We start from the raw sequence: 16,557 nt of genomic DNA, 5'->3' as shown, positions 1-16,557 counted from the left end.
CGGCGCGGTGTGCCATCCGAAGACGTGCGCGGGCGATGGATCAGCCGAAGACGTGCAGCCCGAGGTCTGCGCTCAGGGCCTCGGCGCCGATGCGACCGCGCACGCTCGTCCCGCGCTCATCGAGAGGCGGGCTCACGATCGCGGCGCCCAGGGTGCCCGGTGCTGACAGGACGATGGCGCCGGAGACACTCGATTTCGCGGGGACCCCGACTCCACGCATCCACCGTCCCGATCCGTCGTAGACACCGCACGTGGCCATCACGGCGACGACGTCGCGCGCGATCCGGGAGGAGACCACGCGTTGGCCGGTCGCGGGATTGACGCCGCCCAGGGCGAGCGTCGCGCCCATCACGGCGAGGCTCTCGGCATCGACGAGGACGGCGCACGCGCGCGCGTAGACGGCGACAGCCTCGTCCGCCGTGATCGTCAGTGTGCCCTCATCCCGCATCAGGTGCGCGAGGGCGTGATTGCGGTCTCCGAGCAGATGCTCGCTGTGCGCGACGCCGTCGTCCACCTCGAGTGGGCGACCGGCGAACGCTGAGAGACCGCCGATGATGCGAGCCGTGCGCTGGTCGGGATCATCTCCATCGACGAGCGCGCAGGTCAGGATGGCGCCGGCGTTCACCATCGGATTGGGCGGGCGTCCCGTGCCGCTTTCGAGCTTGATCGCGTCGAACGCCTCGCCCGTCGGCTCGATGCCGACCCGGTCCAGGGCTGCGCCGTCGGTGTCAGCCAGCGCGAGCGCGAACAGGAACGGCTTGACGGCCGACTGGATGCTGAACGGGACGTCCCCGTCGACCGACGAGCGGACCGAGCCGTCCGGCAGAGCCAGGGCGATCGCGCACAGGTCGGGGTCGGCGTCGGCGAGCTCGGGGATGCTCGTCGAGCGTTCGCCGTCGCGCTCGGGGACGAGCCGCCGGCGCAGAGCGTCGATGTCGTACCCCCGGGGGTCGGCGGCCTGCCTCACGAGATCAGGCGTCCAGGTCGTCCACGCCCGGCGTCCAGGCGTTGCCCGGACGGCCCCAGCCGCGCTTCTTCGCGATCTTCTGCGTCGTCTTCCAGTCGGAGTCGTCGAGGCGATCGATGTAGAGGATGCCGTCGAGATGGTCGAACTCGTGCTGCATGATGCGCGCTCGCCAGCCGTCGACGCGGATCTCGACGGGGGAGCCGGAGAGGTCGGTGCCCGTGACGAGCACCTCGTCGGAACGGCGCAGCGGGAAGCGTTCGCCGGGGAAGGAGAGGCACCCTTCCGACTCGTCGTCGGGGTCGGGCGCACCGGGCTCGAGCGGACGCATCCAGAGCTCGGGGTTGATGATCTCACCACGCCACGGCTGGCCGTCATCGTCCTGATACGTGTAGACGTAGATGCGCAGGCCGACGCCGACCTGGGGAGCCGCTAGCCCCACTCCGGGGGCGGCGTCCATGGTGTCGTACATGTCGGCGACGAGCTGGCGGATCTCGTCCGTGATCTCGGCGACGGGTTCGGCGGGGGCGTGCAGCACGGGGTCGCCCATGATGCGAATCGGAAGAACGGGCACGTTGCGAGCCTAATCGAGCGCGCTTCGCGGTTATGGTCGAATGGTGATTCCGTTTGTCGCGTCCCTCGATGACGTCACCGATCAGCTGATCGGAGTCTTCCGCGAACCCAGAATCCTCATCGGAATCCCGCTCGCGCTGCTCGGCGCCGTGTTCATGTCCTTCGGAGCGCTCTACCAGCACCGGGGTGTGCAGAAGGTCGAGCGTCTCACGAACTCGTCTGGTAGCTCGGGTCTCAACGGCTCGCAGCTGCTGAGTCTGCTCAAGCGTCCGTCGTGGGTGGCGGGAACGATCATGCTCGGGCTCGCCATCGTGTGTCAGCTCGCAGCGCTGACTTTCGCGCCGCTCATTCTCGTTCAGCCGCTCGGTGCGATATCTCTCGTCATCACGACCCTCCTGAATGCGCGCATCACCGGCGTCAAGCCGACCAAGCGCTCGGTCCGCTCCATCATCCTGTGCGTCGGAGGCATCCTCGCCTTCGTCACGGTGGCCGCGCTCGTCGCGACCGAGGAGCCGATCGATCAGGCCCAGCTCATCACCATCCTGGCTCTGCTCGCGGGGGTGCTCCTGATCTCGGGGGCCGTGTGGATGCTGGTGCGCAAGGGCGCGAAGCCGCTTTTCTACATCGCGGCCTCGGGAATCATCTACGGCTTCGTCGCGACGCTCGCGAAGGTCGTGATCTCGCGCATCCAGAACGGCGACTTCGAGTGGTTGACGCTCCTGTGCCTCGTCGGCCTGATCACCGCGACCGCGGTCGGTGCGTACTTCGTCCAAACCGCTTACTCCGTCGGGCCTCCCGATCTCGTCATCGCCGGGCTCACGGTCATCGACCCGATCGTCGCCGTCATCATCGGCATCGCCATCCTGCGTGAGGCCGCAACGGCGCCGTGGCCGGCGTTCGTCGGCTTCGTCATCGCCGGCGCGACCGCGGTGTACGGCGTGACCTCGCTGGCGCGCAATCATCCGCAGGTCGTGCTCGACAGTCAGCAGCTGCCGATCCCGCGCGGGAGCAAGGGCAAGCGCCTCGACGACTGAGCGATCGCGTCGGCCGAGGCGGCGCGCGCTAGGCTCGATACGACGAGGGGCGGTGGCCAAGCTGGTCAAGGCAGCGGGCTCATAACCCGACGATCGTGGGTTCAAGTCCCACCCGCCCTACGCACGAATGGCCGCCCGCGGGCGGCCATTCGCATGCACAGAGGCGTGTGACGTCAGGGGTGCGTGATCGCGGGATCCTGCGGGAAGTCGGTGTTGTCGTCGCCCGCCGTGAGATCGGTGTCGCCGAGGTCGGAGCCCGCGCGAGCGGCGTCGGCCTTCACCTCATCGCTGGCGGCATCCGTCGGCGCGGCGCTGTCGGCGTGAGCGTCATCGGCGTCGCGGTGGTGGGGAGTGCTGTCGGACATGCGGCATCCTTTCCTCGATGTGTGACATCCACCCTGACGGCCGGACACGACGCGAGGAAGGCGCTTGACATCGGATGATGCGCGAAATCGTGACACGGTTGTGATTGTTCAGGTTCGTGCGCCATAATCGACGCCATAACCGAACACTCGCCGGCATCCGGACTCAGGTCGTAGGGGAAGACGTACCTGATGAAACGGAGAAGTCATGGCGACACCACAGGCGCGTGGAGTGATCTTCATCCACTCCGCGCCACGCGCGTTGTGCCCGCACCTCGAGTGGGCGGCAGGGCGTGCGCTCGGACGCGCGGTCAGCTTCGACTGGGAAGACCAGCCGGTGCTCGACGGCAGCCGTCGCGCGGAGTTCTATTGGGAGGGACCCGCCGGAACCGGCGCCGCCCTCGCGACGGCCATACGCGGCTGGGAGCACCTGCGATTCGAGGTGTCGGAGGACCCGACGCCGCGCAGCGACGGGGGTCGGTGGATGCATACCCCGAGTCTCGGCATCCACTACGCCCAGACCGATGCATCGGGCAACGTCGTGATCGGCGAGGACCGCATCCGCTACGCGATGGAGATCGCGGCGGGCGATGTGCGCGAGCTGCAGCGCGAGCTCGACGTCGCGTTGGGCGCAGCCTGGGACGAGGAGCTCGAGCCCTTCCGCCACGCCGGCGACGATGCCGCCGTGGTGTGGCTGCACAAGGTGGGCTGATCCCGAGTCGAACACAGACCCAGCCGGCCCGTGCGTTCGTACCGAGCCCCGGTGGAACGATCCCGGGGAACGGGAGCACGTACGGGACGGCTGACCCGAAAGAAGAACAGACCCCCGCGGAACGCCGTCCGCGGGGGTCTGTTTCGTCGTCTACGGCCGCTCAGGCCGATCGGAACGCGACGACGGCGTTGTGACCGCCGAAGCCGAACGAGTTGCTGATCGCCAGCAGATCACCGTCGCCGAGGCTCTGGGTCTCGCCCGAGACTCGGAACGGCACGGCGGGATCCTGCTCGGTGATGTTGATCGTCGGCGGCGCGATGCGCTCGCGCAGGGCGAGGATCGTGAAGATCGCCTCGAGCGCTCCGGTGCCGCCGAGCAGGTGGCCGGTGGACGCCTTCGTCGCCGAGACCGGGATCTCGTCGATGCGGTCGCCGAACACGCTGCGCAGGGCCTGGTACTCGTTGGGATCGCCGACCGGGGTCGAGGTCGCATGCGCGTTGATGTGCGCGACGTCGTCGGGTGAGGCATCGGCCTGCTCGAGAGCCGCGCGCACCGCGCGCGATGCGCCGGCACCCTCGGGGTCGTTGGCCGTGATGTGGTACGAGTCGGCCGTGACGCCGCCGCCCACGGCGTACGCGTAGATCTTCGCGCCGCGAGCCTTGGCGTGCTCCTCGGTCTCGAGGATCAGCACACCGGCGCCCTCACCCATGACGAAGCCGTCACGGTCGACGCTCGTCGGTCGCGAGGCCGTCGCCGGGTCGTCGTTGCGACGCGACAGGGCCTGCATCGACGCGAACGACGCCATCGTGATGGGGTGGATCGCCGACTCGGTGCCGCCCGCGATGACGATGTCGGCCAGACCGTCCTGCAGGTGCTCGATCGCGTTGACGATCGACTCGGTGCTCGAGGCGCAGGCGCTGGCCACGGTCCGCGCGAAGGCGCGGGCACGGAAGTGCAGCGAAAGGTTGCCGGCGGCCGCGTTCGGCATCAGCATCGGAACCGTCATCGGCAGGACGCGCCGCGGTCCCTTCTCGCGGAGCGTGTCCCACGCGTCGAGCAGGGTCCACACGCCGCCGATGCCGGTTGCGAAGTCGACACCGAGACGCTCGGGGTCGACGTCGGGGCTACCGGCATCCGCCCATGCCTCCATCGCGGCGACCATCGCGAACTGCGATGCGGGATCGAGGCGCTTGGAAACGGGGCGCTCCAGCACCGTATCGGGGCGCACGATCGCCTCGGCGGCGAAGTGGACCGGGATCTGGTACTTCTCGACCCACTCGTGCTCGAGTGTGCGCGAGCCGGAACGGCCGGCCAGCAGGCCATCCCAGCTCTCGGGTGCGGTGCCGCCCAGGGGCGACGACGCTCCGATTCCGGTGACGACGATACGCGGGGTGCTCATGGATCTCCTCGGTGGAACCCCGGCGGGGGCGTGTGCCCCCGCCGGTGGGGGTTACGCCTGGTTGGACGTGATGTAGGTGACGGCGTCGCCGACGGTCTTGAGGTTCTTGACCTCTTCGTCGGGGATGGTGACGCCGAACTTCTCCTCGGCGTTGACGACGATCGTCATCATCGAGATCGAGTCGATGTCGAGGTCGTCGGTGAACGACTTCTCGAGGGCGACCTCGTCGGCCGAGATGCCGGTCTCGTCGGTGATGAGCTCGGCGAGTCCTGCGAGGACCTCGTCGTTGCTGAATGCCATGGGGTTTCTCCTTGTTATCTCTGGACCGACCCGGACGCGGGCCGCTGTTCAGTCTAGGTGCGGGGGCCCTCCCGATCAGGGAAGGACGACCACCTGCGCGCCGAAGACGAGTCCCGCTCCGAAGCCGATCTGGAGGGCCAGACCGCCGCTGAGCTCGGGGTTCTCCTCGAGCAGGCGGTGGGTCGCGAGAGGGATCGACGCCGCCGACGTGTTGCCGGTGGTCTCGATGTCGCGGCCGATCGCGACGGTCTCGGGCAGGCCGAGCTGCTTGGCGAACTCGTCGATGATGCGCATGTTGGCCTGGTGCGGGATGAACGCGGCGAGGTCGCCCGCCTGGATGCCGGCCTCCTCGATCGCGCGCCGTGCGACCTTGACCATCTCCCAGACCGCCCAACGGAAGACCGTCGGGCCCTCCTGGCGGAGGGTGGGCCACGGCGCGGTCCCGTCGCGGAACTCCACGAGCGTGTGGTTCATCCCCACAGCGTCGGCTTTCGAGCCGTCCGAGCCCCACACCGTCGGGCCGATGCCCGGGGTGTCGCTCGGGCCGATGATGGCGGCACCGGCGCCGTCGCCGAGGAGGAACGAGATCGTGCGGTCGGTGGGATCGACGATGTCGCTGAGCTTCTCGGCGCCGACGACGGCGACGTAGCGTGCTGCCCCCCCGCGCACGAGCGCGTCGGCCTGGGTCACCCCGTACGAGAAGCCGGCGCACGCCGCGTTGACGTCGTAGGCCGCCGCGGGGTTCGCCCCGACGCGGTCGGCGACGATCGCCGAGACCGACGGCGTCTGCTTCGGGTTCGAGATCGTCGAGACGATGACGGCGTCGACCTGGTCGGCGGGCACCCCGCTGCGCTGGATCGCCTCGGCGACCGCATCCGCGGCGAGGTCGATCACGGTGGTGTCCTTATCGGCGCGGACGCGCGTGACGATGCCGGTGCGCTGGCGGATCCACTCGTCGCTCGAATCGATCGGACCGACGAGATCGTCGTTCGGCACCGCGTTCTGGCCGCGAGCCGCCCCGTAGGCGTAGATACGCGTGTGAGCGGGGCCGGTGGCCTGGCGAATGGCGGCGGTCATGCGGCACCTCCGGAGATGAGAGCGGATGCGGCGACGAGGTCGTCGGGGGTCTTCACGGCGACCGAGGGCACACCGCGCAGAGCGCGCTTCGCGAGACCCACGAGGGTGCCGGCGGGAGCGAACTCGATGATGCCGCTCACGCCGTGCTCGGCGAACGACGCCATGCACAGGTCCCAGCGCACGGGGGAGGCGACCTGGGCGACCAGGCGGTCGAGCGCGTCGCGGCCTGCGGTCACGACGGCGCCGTCGCGGTTCGACCACAGCGTGAGGTCGGGGTCGTTCACCGAGGTGGCGGATGCCGCTGCGGCGAGCGTGTCGACGGCCGGCGCCATGTACCGCGTGTGGAACGCGCCGGCGACCTGCAAGGGGATGACCCGGGTCGCGGACACGGGCTCAGCGGCCAGGGCTGCGAGGGCGTCCAGCGCGCCGGCGGCGACGATCTGACCGCCGCCGTTGTAGTTGGCGGGAGTCAGATCGAGCTCGTCGAGACGCGCCACCACGGCATCCTGGTCGCCGCCGAGGACGGCGCTCATGCCGGTCTGCTCGCGAGTCGCGGCATCCGCCATGGCGCGGCCGCGGAGTCCGACCAGACGCATCGCGTCGTCGTCGCCGAGCACGCCGCCAGCGGCGAGTGCCGCGATCTCGCCGACCGAGTGACCGGCGACGCCCGCGGGGCGAACGCCGTCGCGCACGAGTGCGTCGTACGACAGCAGGCTCGCGGCGACGATGAGCGGCTGCGCCACGGCGGTGTCGCGGATGCGGTCGGCATCCCACTCGGTGCCGGCTGCGACGAGGTCGACCTCGGCGAGCTCGGAGAAGCGCTCGAGGCGCTCGCGCGCGCCGTCCAGCTCGAGCCACGGGGCGAGGAAGCCGGGGGACTGCGACCCCTGCCCGGGGAACACGGCGATGATCACTGTTACATCCTTCCAAGTTCAGTCGGCCGACCGCTGGCGACGATGTCACAACAATGCGGCGAACCTTTGTGTCGACCGTACAGTCGACGGGTCGTGAGTAGCGGTCAGCGGCAGCGCGTCGTCGTCAGCTCCGGCGCGACTGCGGCGCGCGGCGCCTCGTGAGGTCGTTGCCGATCGAACCGAGAATGAGCGCGGTCTGCAGAATGAGCGCCTCGCGCGGCCCCGTGGCATCCCATCCGATGACGTCGGAGACGCGCTTCAGCCGGTACCGGACGGTGTTCGGATGCACGAAGAGCTCGCGGGCGGTCGCCTCGAGGGAACGACCGTTGTCGAGATAGCTCCACAGGGTGGCGACGAGATCCGCCGAGTGGGCGAGGAGCGGACGGTAGATCCGCTCGACCAGGGTCGCCTTGGCGACCGGATCGCCGGCCAGCGCGCGTTCGGGGAGCAGGTCGTCGGCCTCGACGGGGCGCGGTGCGTGACGCCAGGCGCCGGCGACCGCGAACCCTGCGAGCGCCGCGCGGGCGCTCTGGCTCGCGTCGACCAGGGCGGGCACGGTGGGGCCGAGCACCAGGTGGCCGGGGCCGAACCCGGGTTCGAGCCGCGCCGCGATCTCGAGGAAGGTCAGCTCGGGCACCGGCTCGACCCGGCCCGGCAGGTCGGCGCGCCCGATCACGAGCACCAGGCGCAGGCCCTGAACCCCGACGAGGACGTCGACGCCCATCTTCCGGGCGGCGCGACGCAGCTGATCGACGTCGAACTGCGGGGGAGCCGTGCCGACGAGGACCGCGACGGCGCCGTGACCGTGCCAGCCGAGCGCGGCGATCCGGCTCGGCAGCTCCTCGTCGGTCTCGCCCGTGAGGATCGAGTCGACGACGAGGGCCTCGAGACGGGCGTCCCAGAGCCCGCGCGCCTCGGCCGCGCGCGCGTACACGTCCGCAGCGGCGAAGGCGACGTCGCGCGAGTACTTCAGGATCGCTTCGCGCACATCGTCGCCGCGATGGGCCACGCGCTCCTCGGTGACCTCGACGGTCACCCGCACGAGCTGCAGCGTCTGCGTCAGGCTGACGCTGCGCAACAGCTCGCGCGGAGCGGCGGCGAAGATGTCGGCCGCGATGCGTGGGGTCGAGGTGGGGTCCTCGTACCACTGGATGAACGAGGTGATGCCCGCCTGCGCGACCAGTCCCACAGAGGACCGGCGCGCAGGCGGCATCTCGGCGTACCAGGGCAGCGTCTCCTCGAGCCGATTGATCGTGGCCGTGGCCAGATCACCCGAGATCCGGCGGAGCCACGCGAGTGTCTCCGCCTTCGAGCTGTCGTCGGTCACCGAAGGGTCAGCTCTCGCCGCCCGCGTTTCCGCTCGTGCCCGCCGTCACGTCGTGCAGGCGGTAACGCTCGATCGCCTGCGCCGACAGGCCGCGGTCCACCACGCCGTCCTCGGCCAGAGCCTGGAGCGTCCGCACCACGATCGACGGCCCGTCGATCTTGAAGAACCGTCGAGCGGCCGGGCGGGTGTCGGAGAAGCCGAAGCCCTCCGCGCCCAGCGTCGCGAAGCGACGCGGCACCCACGGGCGGATCTGGTCCTGCACGGCGTGCATGAAGTCGCTGACCGCGACGACCGGACCCTCGGAGTCGTTGAGCTTCTGCGTGACGAAGGCCGTGCGGGGCTCGTCGGTCGGGTGCAGGAAGTTGTGCTCGTCGACGGCGAGACCGTCACGACGCAGCTCGGTCCAGCTCGTGACCGACCAGACGTCGGCGATCACGCCCCAGTCGTCCTTGAGGAGCTTCTGCGCCTCGTAAGCCCACGGCACGCCGACGCCCGACGCGAGCAGCTGGGCGCGCGGCCCCTCGCCCTCGCCGACGCTCACGCGGTGGATGCCGCGGATGATGCCGTCGACGTCGACATCCTCGGGCTCCTTCGGCTGCACCAGCGGCTCGTTGTAGAGCGTGATGTAGTACATGACGTTCGGGTCGGGGTGGTTCCCGCCGTACATGCGCTCGAGACCCGAACGCACGATGTGGGCGATCTCGTACCCGTAGGCCGGGTCGTACGACACGGTGGCAGGGTTGGTCGACGCGAGCAGGTGCGAGTGACCGTCGGCGTGCTGCAGGCCCTCACCGGTCAGCGTCGTGCGGCCGGCGGTCGCGCCCATGATGAACCCGCGGGCCATCTGGTCGCCCGCCGCCCACTGGGCGTCGCCGGTGCGCTGGAATCCGAACATCGAGTAGAAGACGTACACCGGGATGAGCGGCTCGCCGTGCGTCGCGTACGACGTTCCGATCGCGGTGAAGGCCGCGACGGCGCCGGCCTCGTTGATGCCGACGTGCAGGATCTGGCCCTGCGGGCTCTCCTTGTACGCCAGCAGCAGCTCGCGGTCGACCGAGGTGTAGTTCTGCCCGTGCGGGTTGTAGATCTTCGCCGTCGGGAAGTACGCGTCCATGCCGAACGTGCGCGCCTCGTCGGGGATGATCGGCACGATGCGGTGACCGAAGTCCTTCGCACGCAGCAGGTCCTTGAGCAGGCGGACGAACGCCATCGTGGTGGCGATCTCCTGCGTGCCCGAGCCCTTCTTCGGCAGAGCGTACGACTCGTCGCCGGGCAGCGTCAGCGGCGCGTGGTTCGTGCGGCGCTGGGGCAGGAACCCACCGAGCTCGCGGCGACGCTCGAGCATGTAGCGGATCGTCTCGTCCTCGGCGCCCGGGTGGTAGTAGGGCGGGAGGTACGGGTTCTCCTCGAGCTGCGCGTCGGTGATCGGGATGCGCATCGAGTCGCGGAAGTGCTTCAGGTTCTCGAGCGTCATCTTCTTCATCTGGTGGGTCGCGTTGCGGCCCTCGAAGTGGTGACCGAGACCGTAGCCCTTGATCGTCTTCGCGAGGATGACGGTCGGCTGGCCCTTGTGCTCCATCGCCTGCTTGTAGGCGGCGTAGACCTTCTGGTAATCCAGACCACCGCGGCGCAGCTTGCCCCAGATGTCGTCGTCCGACCAGTCCTTCACGAGAGCCGCGGTGCGCTCGTCGCGACCGAAGAAGTGCTCGCGGATGAACGCGCCGTCCTCGGCGCGGTAGGTCTGGAAGTCGCCGTCGGGCGTGGTGTTCATCAGACGTACGAGCGCGCCCTCGTCATCCTGCGACAGCAGCTCGTCCCAGCCGCGACCCCAGACGACCTTGATGACGTTCCAGCCCGCGCCGCGGAAGTACGCCTCGAGCTCCTGGACGATCTTGCCGTTTCCGCGGACCGGGCCGTCGAGGCGCTGGAGGTTGCAGTTGATGACGAACGTGAGGTTGTCGAGACCCTCGTTGGCGGCGACCTGCAGCTGACCGCGGCTCTCGACCTCGTCCATCTCGCCATCGCCGAGGAAGGCCCAGACGTGCGAATCGGACAGGTCCTTGATGCCCCGGTTGGTGAGGTACTTGTTGTTCATCGCCTGGTAGATGGCGTTGATCGGGCCGAGACCCATCGAGACCGTCGGGAACTGCCAGTAGTCCGGCATGAGACGCGGGTGCGGGTACGACGGGATGCCGTCGGGCGCCTTCGACGCCTCCTGACGGAAGCCGTCGAGCTGGCTCTCGCTGAGGCGTCCCTCGAGGTACGAGCGGGCGTAGATGCCGGGGGAGGCGTGGCCCTGGATGAAGATCTGGTCGCCGCCGGACGGGTGGTCCGGGCCGCGGAAGAAGTGGTTGAAGCCGACTTCGTAGAGCGAGGCCGACGATGCGTAGGTGGAGATGTGTCCGCCCACACCGATGCCGGGGCGCTGAGCGCGGTGCACGGTGACGGCGGCGTTCCAGCGGATCCAGCGACGGTAGCGACGCTCGAGCTCTTCGTCACCGGGGAACTCCGGCTCGTTCTCGGGCGCGATGGTGTTGATGTAGTCCGTCACCGGCACCTGCGGGACGTTCAGCTGCAGCTCGTGCGATGCCTGCAGGAGGCTCAGCATGATCTCGCGACCGCGACCCGAGCCCTTCGCATCGACCAGCTGGCGCAGCGACTCCTGCCATTCACCGGTCTCTTCCGGGTCGCTGTCCAGGGCGTCCTGGGAGTAGGGGTCTTGATCGTTGACAGTCACGGGCGACCTTTCTCGTATGGCAGATCGTGCCAGGTAATCACCACGGGCAGGGCGCGGGCGTTGTCGGGCGCGCACAAGCACCGCACGACAGCCTACTCACGCTCGGAGGGGTCGGCGCTCTCGTACACTGAGACCAGGGGCCTATAGCTCAGTTGGTTAGAGCACCTCGTTTACACCGAGGGAGTCGGGAGTTCGAGTCTCTCTGGGCCCACATGAAAGCCACCCCCGCAGATCAGCTGCTGCTGCTGGACATCGCCCGCCTCGACGCGCAGGCGCGCGGAGCGGAGGCCGCGAAGCGCAATCCGGCTCAGGCTGCGCGTGTCAACGAGCTGCTCGTACGCCGCCAGGAGCTCTCCGTCGAGCTGACGGGCCTTCTCGGCAAGCGCGACGACATCGAGGCCGAGCTCAAGCGCATCGCCTCGGACGTCGCAGTGGTCGACGCGCGGGCCGCGCGCGACGCCGAGCGGCTGGCCGCGACGTCGAACCCGAAAGATGCCCAGGGCCTGGAGCACGAGATCGCTTCGCTCTCACGTCGAAAGAGCGAGCTCGAAGACGCGCAGCTCGAGGCCATGGAGCGCCTGGAGGCCGCAGAGGCCGCGGTGTCCGCGCAGCAGGCCCTGATCGCCGAGGTCAACGACGAGGGGGGTCGGTTGAGCGCCGAGGGCAAGGCCGCTGTCGCGGACGCCCAGGCGCGCCTCGACGCCGCCACCCGTGACCGCGCCGCGGTCGCTGCCAAGGTGCCGGCAGATCTCCTCGCGCGCTACGAATCGCTCGCCGAGCGGACGCCGGGCGCCGGTCTCCTGCAGCGCCGCACGTGCGGCGGATGCCACATGGAGCTCTCCGGAACCGACCTCAAGGCGATCGGACAGGCTGCTGCCGACGAGGTCGTCACGTGCCCCGAGTGCGGCTGCATCCTCGTCCGCACCGACGAATCCGGTCTGTGATCCGTCGATGACGGCCGCGCGCGCCCGCTGGCGCGCGGTCGGTCGATGACGGCCGCGCGCGCCCGCTGGCGCGCGGTCGGCCGCCGCGGTGACGGCGACATCGACATCGCGGTCGTGGATGCCGCCGGCGCGGTGATCGAGCGCGGTCGTGTCAACGATGGCGAGCTGGCGGGTGAGATCGCAGCCGATCCCGACGCACGATGGATCTGGTCGGATACGACGGCCTGGTACCACGACATCCTCGCCGCGGGGGTGCGTGTCGCGCGGTGCCACGATGTGCGCCTGTGCCATGCGATTCTTCGCGACAGCTCGCTCGTCACGGACGGCGCGAAGCTGCGGGCGGAGACCGTCTGGGATGCCGCGCCGGACGACCCGGTGTCTGACCGCGACGTCCTCTTCTCGCTCGAGCCGGCCGCCGACGCGCTCCCGCACGACCTCGACGCGACGCTGGCGGAGTTCGCGCGTCAGGCCCGGGCGATCGAGAGCGCGACCGACCCCGGCCGACTGCGCCTGCTGACGGCTGCGGAGTCCGCTGGAGCGCTCGTCGCCGTCGAACTGCATACCGCCGGCGTCCCGTGGAGCCGCGAGGTGCACGACGCGATCCTCGCCGACGCGCTCGGTCCACGTCCGCGACCGGGTGAGCTGCCGAGTCTCGTACGCGACCTGGCCGATCAGGTGCGGGCCGCCCTCGGCGATCCGGCGGCGAGCCTCGACTCGCAGCCGCGACTGCTGCGCTCGCTGCACCGGGTGGGTGTGCTCGTCGAGTCGACGAGCAAGTGGGAGCTCCGACGTCACGACCACCCGGTCATCGAGCCGCTCCTGGCCTACAAGCGCGCGATGCGGCTGCTGAGCGCCAACGGCTGGGCGTGGATGGACGAGTGGATTCCGACCGATCGGTTCCGTCCGGTCTACGTGCCGGGAGGAGTCGTCACGGGGCGCTGGGCGTCATCGGGCGGGGGAGCGCTGCAGCTGCCGCGGATGCTGCGACCGGCGGTACGAGCCGACCCGGGGTGGCAGCTGGTGGTCGCGGACGTCGCTCAGCTCGAGCCGCGCATCCTCGCAGCGATGTCCGGCGATCTCGCTCTCGCCGATGCCGCGCGGGGGCGCGACCTGTACGAGGGCATCGTGGCACGCGGTACGGTCCCGACGCGCCAGGAGGCGAAGATGGCGCTGCTCGGTGCGATGTACGGGGCGACGACGGGTGACAGCGGCCGGCTCGTCCCGTCCCTGCGCCGCGCCTACCCGCGGGCGATGGCCCTCGTCGACGACGCGGCGCGCGTGGGTGAGGAGGGCGGCTCGGTGCGCACGCTCCTCGGGCGCACCAGCCCGGCCCCGTCAGCCGGGTGGCGAGACCTCCAAGCGGATGCCGCCGAGCCCGAGGCATCCGACGCCATCAAGACGCTCGCCCGGTCACGGGCCCGCGAGCGCGGCCGCTTCACGCGCAATTTCGTCGTCCAAGGAACCGCCGCCGAGTGGGCGCTCGCCTGGCTCGCCGACCTGCGGCAGCGCCTGGTGTCGTTTCCGAGCGTCGGAGACCACCCCGTGACGGGGCGGGCGCACCTGGCGTTCTTCCTGCACGACGAGATCATCGTGCACACCCCGGTTGAACACGCCGAGGCCGCTGCGGCAGCCGTTCGCGAGGCCGCAGATGCCGCTGGGCGGCTGCTCTTCGGCTCGTTCCCCCTCGACTTCCTGCTGGACGTGCGCATCGCGGCATCCGCCGACAAGAGCTGACGACGGGCGAAGGCGGCCCGCCGGTAGACTCGACGAGCGAATGGGTCGGCTGGACGGTCGCGTGGCGGGCAACCGCACCGAGGAACGTCCGGGCTCCACAGGACAGGACGGTGGGTAACACCCACCCGGAGTGATCCGCGAGACAGTGCCACAGAAAGCAGACCGCCGGCGTCCGCGCCGGTAAGGGTGAAAGGGTGGTGTAAGAGACCACCGGGGTCGTGGTGACACGACTCGCACGGTAAACCTCGTCCGGAGCAAGGTCAGACAGGGGATGTTGACGCGGTCCGCCGAGTCCCCGGGTAGACCGCTGGAGCGGCACGGCAACGTGTCGCCGAGAGAGATGGCCGTCCACGGGGCTCACGCCCCCGGACAGAACCCGGCGTACAGGCCGGCCCATTCGCCTAACTGGCCCTGATCTGCACCTCAACCCGCGCAGGGCAGAGCGGGCAGACCCCGGACTTCGCCCGCATCGGTCAGAACAGCAACACCTTCGCCGTCGCGGTCCGGGAAGGTCGACGGCGGGTACGTCTGCGGCGGATGCAGCTACGAGATCGACATCCCGTAGATCGAGCCCGCCTCAGCAGCGAATGAGTTGCCCGGCCTCCGCGGCGGCTGAGCTACGAGGGTGGGTCGTTTCCGTCTAGTTTGCCGGGTGCGTCGCGAGCCATGCGAGGAACTCGTCGACGGCTTCAGGTGTGACGGTGAAGCCCATCTCGGCGGCCCGTTCCACGATGGCTGTGGTGGGGTCGCCTTCGGCGGCCGCGGCCTCGATCTGCTGCAGCGCCCACGTCTGCTGCTCCGGTGTCGCATCCTCCCAAACATCCTTCATCGCGTCGACCTCGTCAGCGACGGGCGTTCCAACGATCTCGGTCGGGGTGGGGAGAGCAGTGGGTGCTGGGGGTGGGGTGGCGGCGCGAGTGGCTTCCACCTCGGGCGACGAGACGGCGCATCCGGCGAGCAGCAGTGTGAGCGTCGCTGTCGACGCGAGAAGGATGCGGTTCATCCCGCGAGTCTACGAAAGGCTAGGTGTGCGTCAGCGCAAACGCTCGGCACCCACTGGGAGGCTATCGCCGACTCGGGGCAGGAGCACCCGTCAGCGCACTGGTACGCCCATCGTCAGATTCTGGCCGCTGACCGGGAAGAACATCACTCAGCCGTAAAAGCCCTTCATGGCCTACAAGTTATGTCGCAGACCCGGCGTCAGGCCGGCCCATTCGCCTGACCGCCTCGCCCCGCCCGCGTCAGGCGCCCTTCCACGGATCGGGCGCGGCTTGAAGCGCGCCCGATCCGCAGAAGTGCGCCTGACGCCCGAGTGGCCGCCGCAAACCGGCCGCGCGGGTCAGTGGGCGGTCGTGCCGGCGAGGTCTTCCGTCGTCTCGTCGAGGACACCGGGGCGTTCGCCGGCGAGCGCGAGGGCCGCTGCGCCGATGATGCCGGCGTTGTTGCGGTGGACGGCGGGCACGATCGGCGTCTTCAGGTCGAGCAGGGGCAGGAACTTGTCGGCGTGCTTCGACACTCCGCCGCCCACGACGAACAGGTCGGGGGAGAAGAGGAACTCGATGTGGCTGTAGTACCACTGCAGCCGCTCGGCCCACTCGGGCCAGTCGAGCTGGTCGCGCTCCATCGCGGAGTATGCGGCCCACGCCTCGGCGTCCTTGCCGTGCTTCGCCCGGTGGACGTGGCCGAGCTCGGAATTGGGGATCAGGACGCCGTTGTAGATCATGGCCGAGCCGATGCCGGTGCCGAGGGTCGTCAGGATGACGAGCCCGTCCTGGCCGCGTGCGGCGCCGTAACGCAGCTCGGCGACCCCGGCGACATCCGCGTCGTTGGCGAAGTGGATCTGACGGCCGAGCCCCTTCTCGAAGAAGCTCTCGGCCTCGAAATCGATCCAGGTGTCGGCGACGTTGGCCGCCGACAGGGTGCGGCCGTTCTTCACGATCGCGGGGAAGGCCACGCCGAGCGGCACGTCGCCCGCGTCGCTCACCTCCAGTCGGTCGAGCACGACCTTGACGGCATCCAGGACGTCTTCGGGCTCGGCGCCCTTCGGGGTGGCGACCTTGATGCGGTCGGTCAGGAGCTCGCCGGTCGACAGGTCGACGACGGCTCCCTTGATCCCGGTTCCCCCGATGTCCACTCCGACGGCCCGCGTCGCACTCGCACTCATACGGCTCAGCCTATCGAGCACGAGCCGCGCGGATTAGGCTCGGACCGAGCGCCACCGCAGGCGCAGTCTGGAGCGACCATGCCCGAGAGCGACGGCGAGTACTGGTACAACCTCACGACGCACGAGGTCGAGCGCGGCAGGCAGTCGCCCGGCGCCGATCGTGCCGGTCCGTTCGCCTCGGCAGAAGAGGCGGCCCGGGCGCCGCAGATCATGGCGCAGCGGGCGCAGGCGTGGCGCGACGACGAGGCTCAAGAGGACGACTGGGGCACGCCGCCGTCGGAGGGCGCTCGCCGCCAGTAGTCTGGGATCCGACCCT

At 69.7% G+C, this 16,557-nt stretch carries 16 protein-coding genes, 2 tRNA genes and 1 other RNA gene; 8 read left to right on the top strand and 11 right to left on the bottom strand.

Going from position 1 to position 16,557, the window contains the following annotated elements; all coding sequences use genetic code 11:
* Positions 1 to 40: 40 nt before the first annotated feature.
* Positions 41 to 967: a glutaminase A gene (gene glsA, locus CBF90_RS08140; RefSeq protein ID WP_088380342.1), complete on the bottom strand. Its 927-nt coding sequence runs from the start codon at positions 965 to 967 to the stop codon at positions 41 to 43.
* A 4-nt stretch (positions 968 to 971) separates the two neighbouring features.
* Positions 972 to 1,538 (bottom strand): peptide deformylase, encoded by a 567-nt coding sequence (def, locus tag CBF90_RS08135; protein ID WP_083990691.1) that lies wholly within the window; start codon positions 1,536 to 1,538, stop codon positions 972 to 974.
* A gap of 40 nt (positions 1,539 to 1,578) precedes the next feature.
* On the opposite strand from def, the gene CBF90_RS08130 reads away from it, so the two are divergent.
* Positions 1,579 to 2,571: a DMT family transporter gene (locus tag CBF90_RS08130; protein ID WP_088380341.1), complete on the top strand. Its 993-nt coding sequence runs from the start codon at positions 1,579 to 1,581 to the stop codon at positions 2,569 to 2,571.
* Between the two features lie 46 nt (positions 2,572 to 2,617).
* Positions 2,618 to 2,691 (top strand) — tRNA-Ile (locus CBF90_RS08125).
* Between the two features lie 53 nt (positions 2,692 to 2,744).
* Here the strand turns inward: CBF90_RS08125 and CBF90_RS08120 are convergent.
* Positions 2,745 to 2,936 (bottom strand): hypothetical protein, encoded by a 192-nt coding sequence (locus CBF90_RS08120; protein WP_023951385.1) that lies wholly within the window; start codon positions 2,934 to 2,936, stop codon positions 2,745 to 2,747.
* Between the two features lie 205 nt (positions 2,937 to 3,141).
* Between CBF90_RS08120 and CBF90_RS08115 the strand changes: the two genes are divergently transcribed.
* Positions 3,142 to 3,645, top strand: a complete 504-nt coding sequence (locus tag CBF90_RS08115) for a DUF3145 domain-containing protein (protein ID WP_023951383.1) — start codon at positions 3,142 to 3,144, stop codon at positions 3,643 to 3,645.
* A gap of 160 nt (positions 3,646 to 3,805) precedes the next feature.
* On the opposite strand, the gene CBF90_RS08110 is transcribed toward CBF90_RS08115, so the two are convergent.
* The 6 genes from CBF90_RS08110 to aceE form a co-directional block, all read right to left on the bottom strand.
* On the bottom strand, positions 3,806 to 5,044 hold the full coding sequence (locus CBF90_RS08110) for a beta-ketoacyl synthase (RefSeq protein WP_023951381.1): 1,239 nt from the start codon (positions 5,042 to 5,044) through the stop codon (positions 3,806 to 3,808).
* 51 nt (positions 5,045 to 5,095) lie between these two features.
* Positions 5,096 to 5,344, bottom strand: coding sequence for an acyl carrier protein (locus tag CBF90_RS08105; protein ID WP_023951379.1), 249 nt, complete (start codon positions 5,342 to 5,344; stop codon positions 5,096 to 5,098).
* Between the two features lie 75 nt (positions 5,345 to 5,419).
* Entirely contained in the window at positions 5,420 to 6,421 is a 1,002-nt protein-coding gene (locus CBF90_RS08100; protein WP_088380340.1) for a beta-ketoacyl-ACP synthase III, read from the bottom strand.
* Positions 6,418 to 7,335 carry an ACP S-malonyltransferase gene (locus tag CBF90_RS08095; protein WP_088380339.1) on the bottom strand — a complete coding sequence of 306 codons (918 nt, stop codon included), beginning with the start codon at positions 7,333 to 7,335 and terminating at the stop codon, positions 6,418 to 6,420. Before CBF90_RS08095 ends, CBF90_RS08100 begins: the two co-directional genes overlap by 4 nt.
* A gap of 124 nt (positions 7,336 to 7,459) precedes the next feature.
* Positions 7,460 to 8,662 carry a CdaR family transcriptional regulator gene (locus tag CBF90_RS08090; RefSeq protein WP_023951374.1) on the bottom strand — a complete coding sequence of 401 codons (1,203 nt, stop codon included), beginning with the start codon at positions 8,660 to 8,662 and terminating at the stop codon, positions 7,460 to 7,462.
* 7 nt (positions 8,663 to 8,669) lie between these two features.
* Positions 8,670 to 11,399, bottom strand: a complete 2,730-nt coding sequence (aceE, locus tag CBF90_RS08085; protein ID WP_023951372.1) for a pyruvate dehydrogenase (acetyl-transferring), homodimeric type — start codon at positions 11,397 to 11,399, stop codon at positions 8,670 to 8,672.
* Between the two features lie 137 nt (positions 11,400 to 11,536).
* Between aceE and CBF90_RS08080 the strand changes: the two genes are divergently transcribed.
* The 4 genes from CBF90_RS08080 (at position 11,537) to rnpB (ending at position 14,477) form a co-directional block, all read left to right on the top strand.
* Positions 11,537 to 11,610, top strand: a tRNA-Val gene (locus CBF90_RS08080).
* Between the two features lies 1 nt (position 11,611).
* Positions 11,612 to 12,343 (top strand): zinc ribbon domain-containing protein, encoded by a 732-nt coding sequence (locus CBF90_RS08075; RefSeq protein ID WP_088380338.1) that lies wholly within the window; start codon positions 11,612 to 11,614, stop codon positions 12,341 to 12,343.
* 45 nt (positions 12,344 to 12,388) lie between these two features.
* Complete coding sequence (locus CBF90_RS08070; RefSeq protein WP_088380337.1) at positions 12,389 to 14,077, top strand: bifunctional 3'-5' exonuclease/DNA polymerase; 1,689 nt, start codon at positions 12,389 to 12,391, stop codon at positions 14,075 to 14,077.
* Positions 14,078 to 14,118: 41 nt separating this feature from the next.
* Positions 14,119 to 14,477: RNase P RNA component class A (gene rnpB, locus CBF90_RS08065), an RNA gene on the top strand.
* Positions 14,478 to 14,717: 240 nt separating this feature from the next.
* Here rnpB and CBF90_RS08060 read toward each other — a convergent pair.
* A complete protein-coding gene (locus tag CBF90_RS08060; protein ID WP_088380336.1) occupies positions 14,718 to 15,080 on the bottom strand; it encodes a hypothetical protein in 363 nt (120 codons plus the stop codon).
* A 336-nt stretch (positions 15,081 to 15,416) separates the two neighbouring features.
* Positions 15,417 to 16,241 carry a polyphosphate--glucose phosphotransferase gene (ppgK, locus tag CBF90_RS08055; RefSeq protein WP_088380335.1) on the bottom strand — a complete coding sequence of 275 codons (825 nt, stop codon included), beginning with the start codon at positions 16,239 to 16,241 and terminating at the stop codon, positions 15,417 to 15,419.
* A gap of 78 nt (positions 16,242 to 16,319) precedes the next feature.
* On the opposite strand from ppgK, the gene CBF90_RS08050 reads away from it, so the two are divergent.
* Positions 16,320 to 16,541 carry a hypothetical protein gene (locus CBF90_RS08050; protein WP_088380334.1) on the top strand — a complete coding sequence of 74 codons (222 nt, stop codon included), beginning with the start codon at positions 16,320 to 16,322 and terminating at the stop codon, positions 16,539 to 16,541.
* The last annotated feature ends 16 nt before the right edge of the window (positions 16,542 to 16,557 follow it).

It is taken from the genome of Microbacterium sp. AISO3, assembly GCF_002204305.1.
GTDB classification, from domain to species: Bacteria; Actinomycetota; Actinomycetes; order Actinomycetales; family Microbacteriaceae; genus Microbacterium; species Microbacterium arborescens.
This window is presented reverse-complemented; position numbering and strand designations above follow the sequence as displayed.

What these genes read in the sequence shown, in the direction of transcription:
- CBF90_RS08130 (WP_088380341.1), top strand. Translation starts at nt 1,579, where the DNA reads ATGGTGATTCCGTTTGTCGCGTCCCTCGATGACGTCACCGATCAGCTG.
- CBF90_RS08105 (WP_023951379.1), bottom strand. Translation starts at nt 5,344, where the DNA reads ATGGCATTCAGCAACGACGAGGTCCTCGCAGGACTCGCCGAGCTCATC.
- CBF90_RS08075 (WP_088380338.1), top strand. Translation starts at nt 11,612, where the DNA reads ATGAAAGCCACCCCCGCAGATCAGCTGCTGCTGCTGGACATCGCCCGC.
- CBF90_RS08050 (WP_088380334.1), top strand. Translation starts at nt 16,320, where the DNA reads ATGCCCGAGAGCGACGGCGAGTACTGGTACAACCTCACGACGCACGAG.
- CBF90_RS08120 (WP_023951385.1), bottom strand. Translation starts at nt 2,936, where the DNA reads ATGTCCGACAGCACTCCCCACCACCGCGACGCCGATGACGCTCACGCC.
- CBF90_RS08110 (WP_023951381.1), bottom strand. Translation starts at nt 5,044, where the DNA reads ATGAGCACCCCGCGTATCGTCGTCACCGGAATCGGAGCGTCGTCGCCC.
- CBF90_RS08100 (WP_088380340.1), bottom strand. Translation starts at nt 6,421, where the DNA reads ATGACCGCCGCCATTCGCCAGGCCACCGGCCCCGCTCACACGCGTATC.
- CBF90_RS08070 (WP_088380337.1), top strand. Translation starts at nt 12,389, where the DNA reads ATGACGGCCGCGCGCGCCCGCTGGCGCGCGGTCGGCCGCCGCGGTGAC.
- ppgK (WP_088380335.1), bottom strand. Translation starts at nt 16,241, where the DNA reads ATGAGTGCGAGTGCGACGCGGGCCGTCGGAGTGGACATCGGGGGAACC.
- CBF90_RS08115 (WP_023951383.1), top strand. Translation starts at nt 3,142, where the DNA reads ATGGCGACACCACAGGCGCGTGGAGTGATCTTCATCCACTCCGCGCCA.
- CBF90_RS08060 (WP_088380336.1), bottom strand. Translation starts at nt 15,080, where the DNA reads ATGAACCGCATCCTTCTCGCGTCGACAGCGACGCTCACACTGCTGCTC.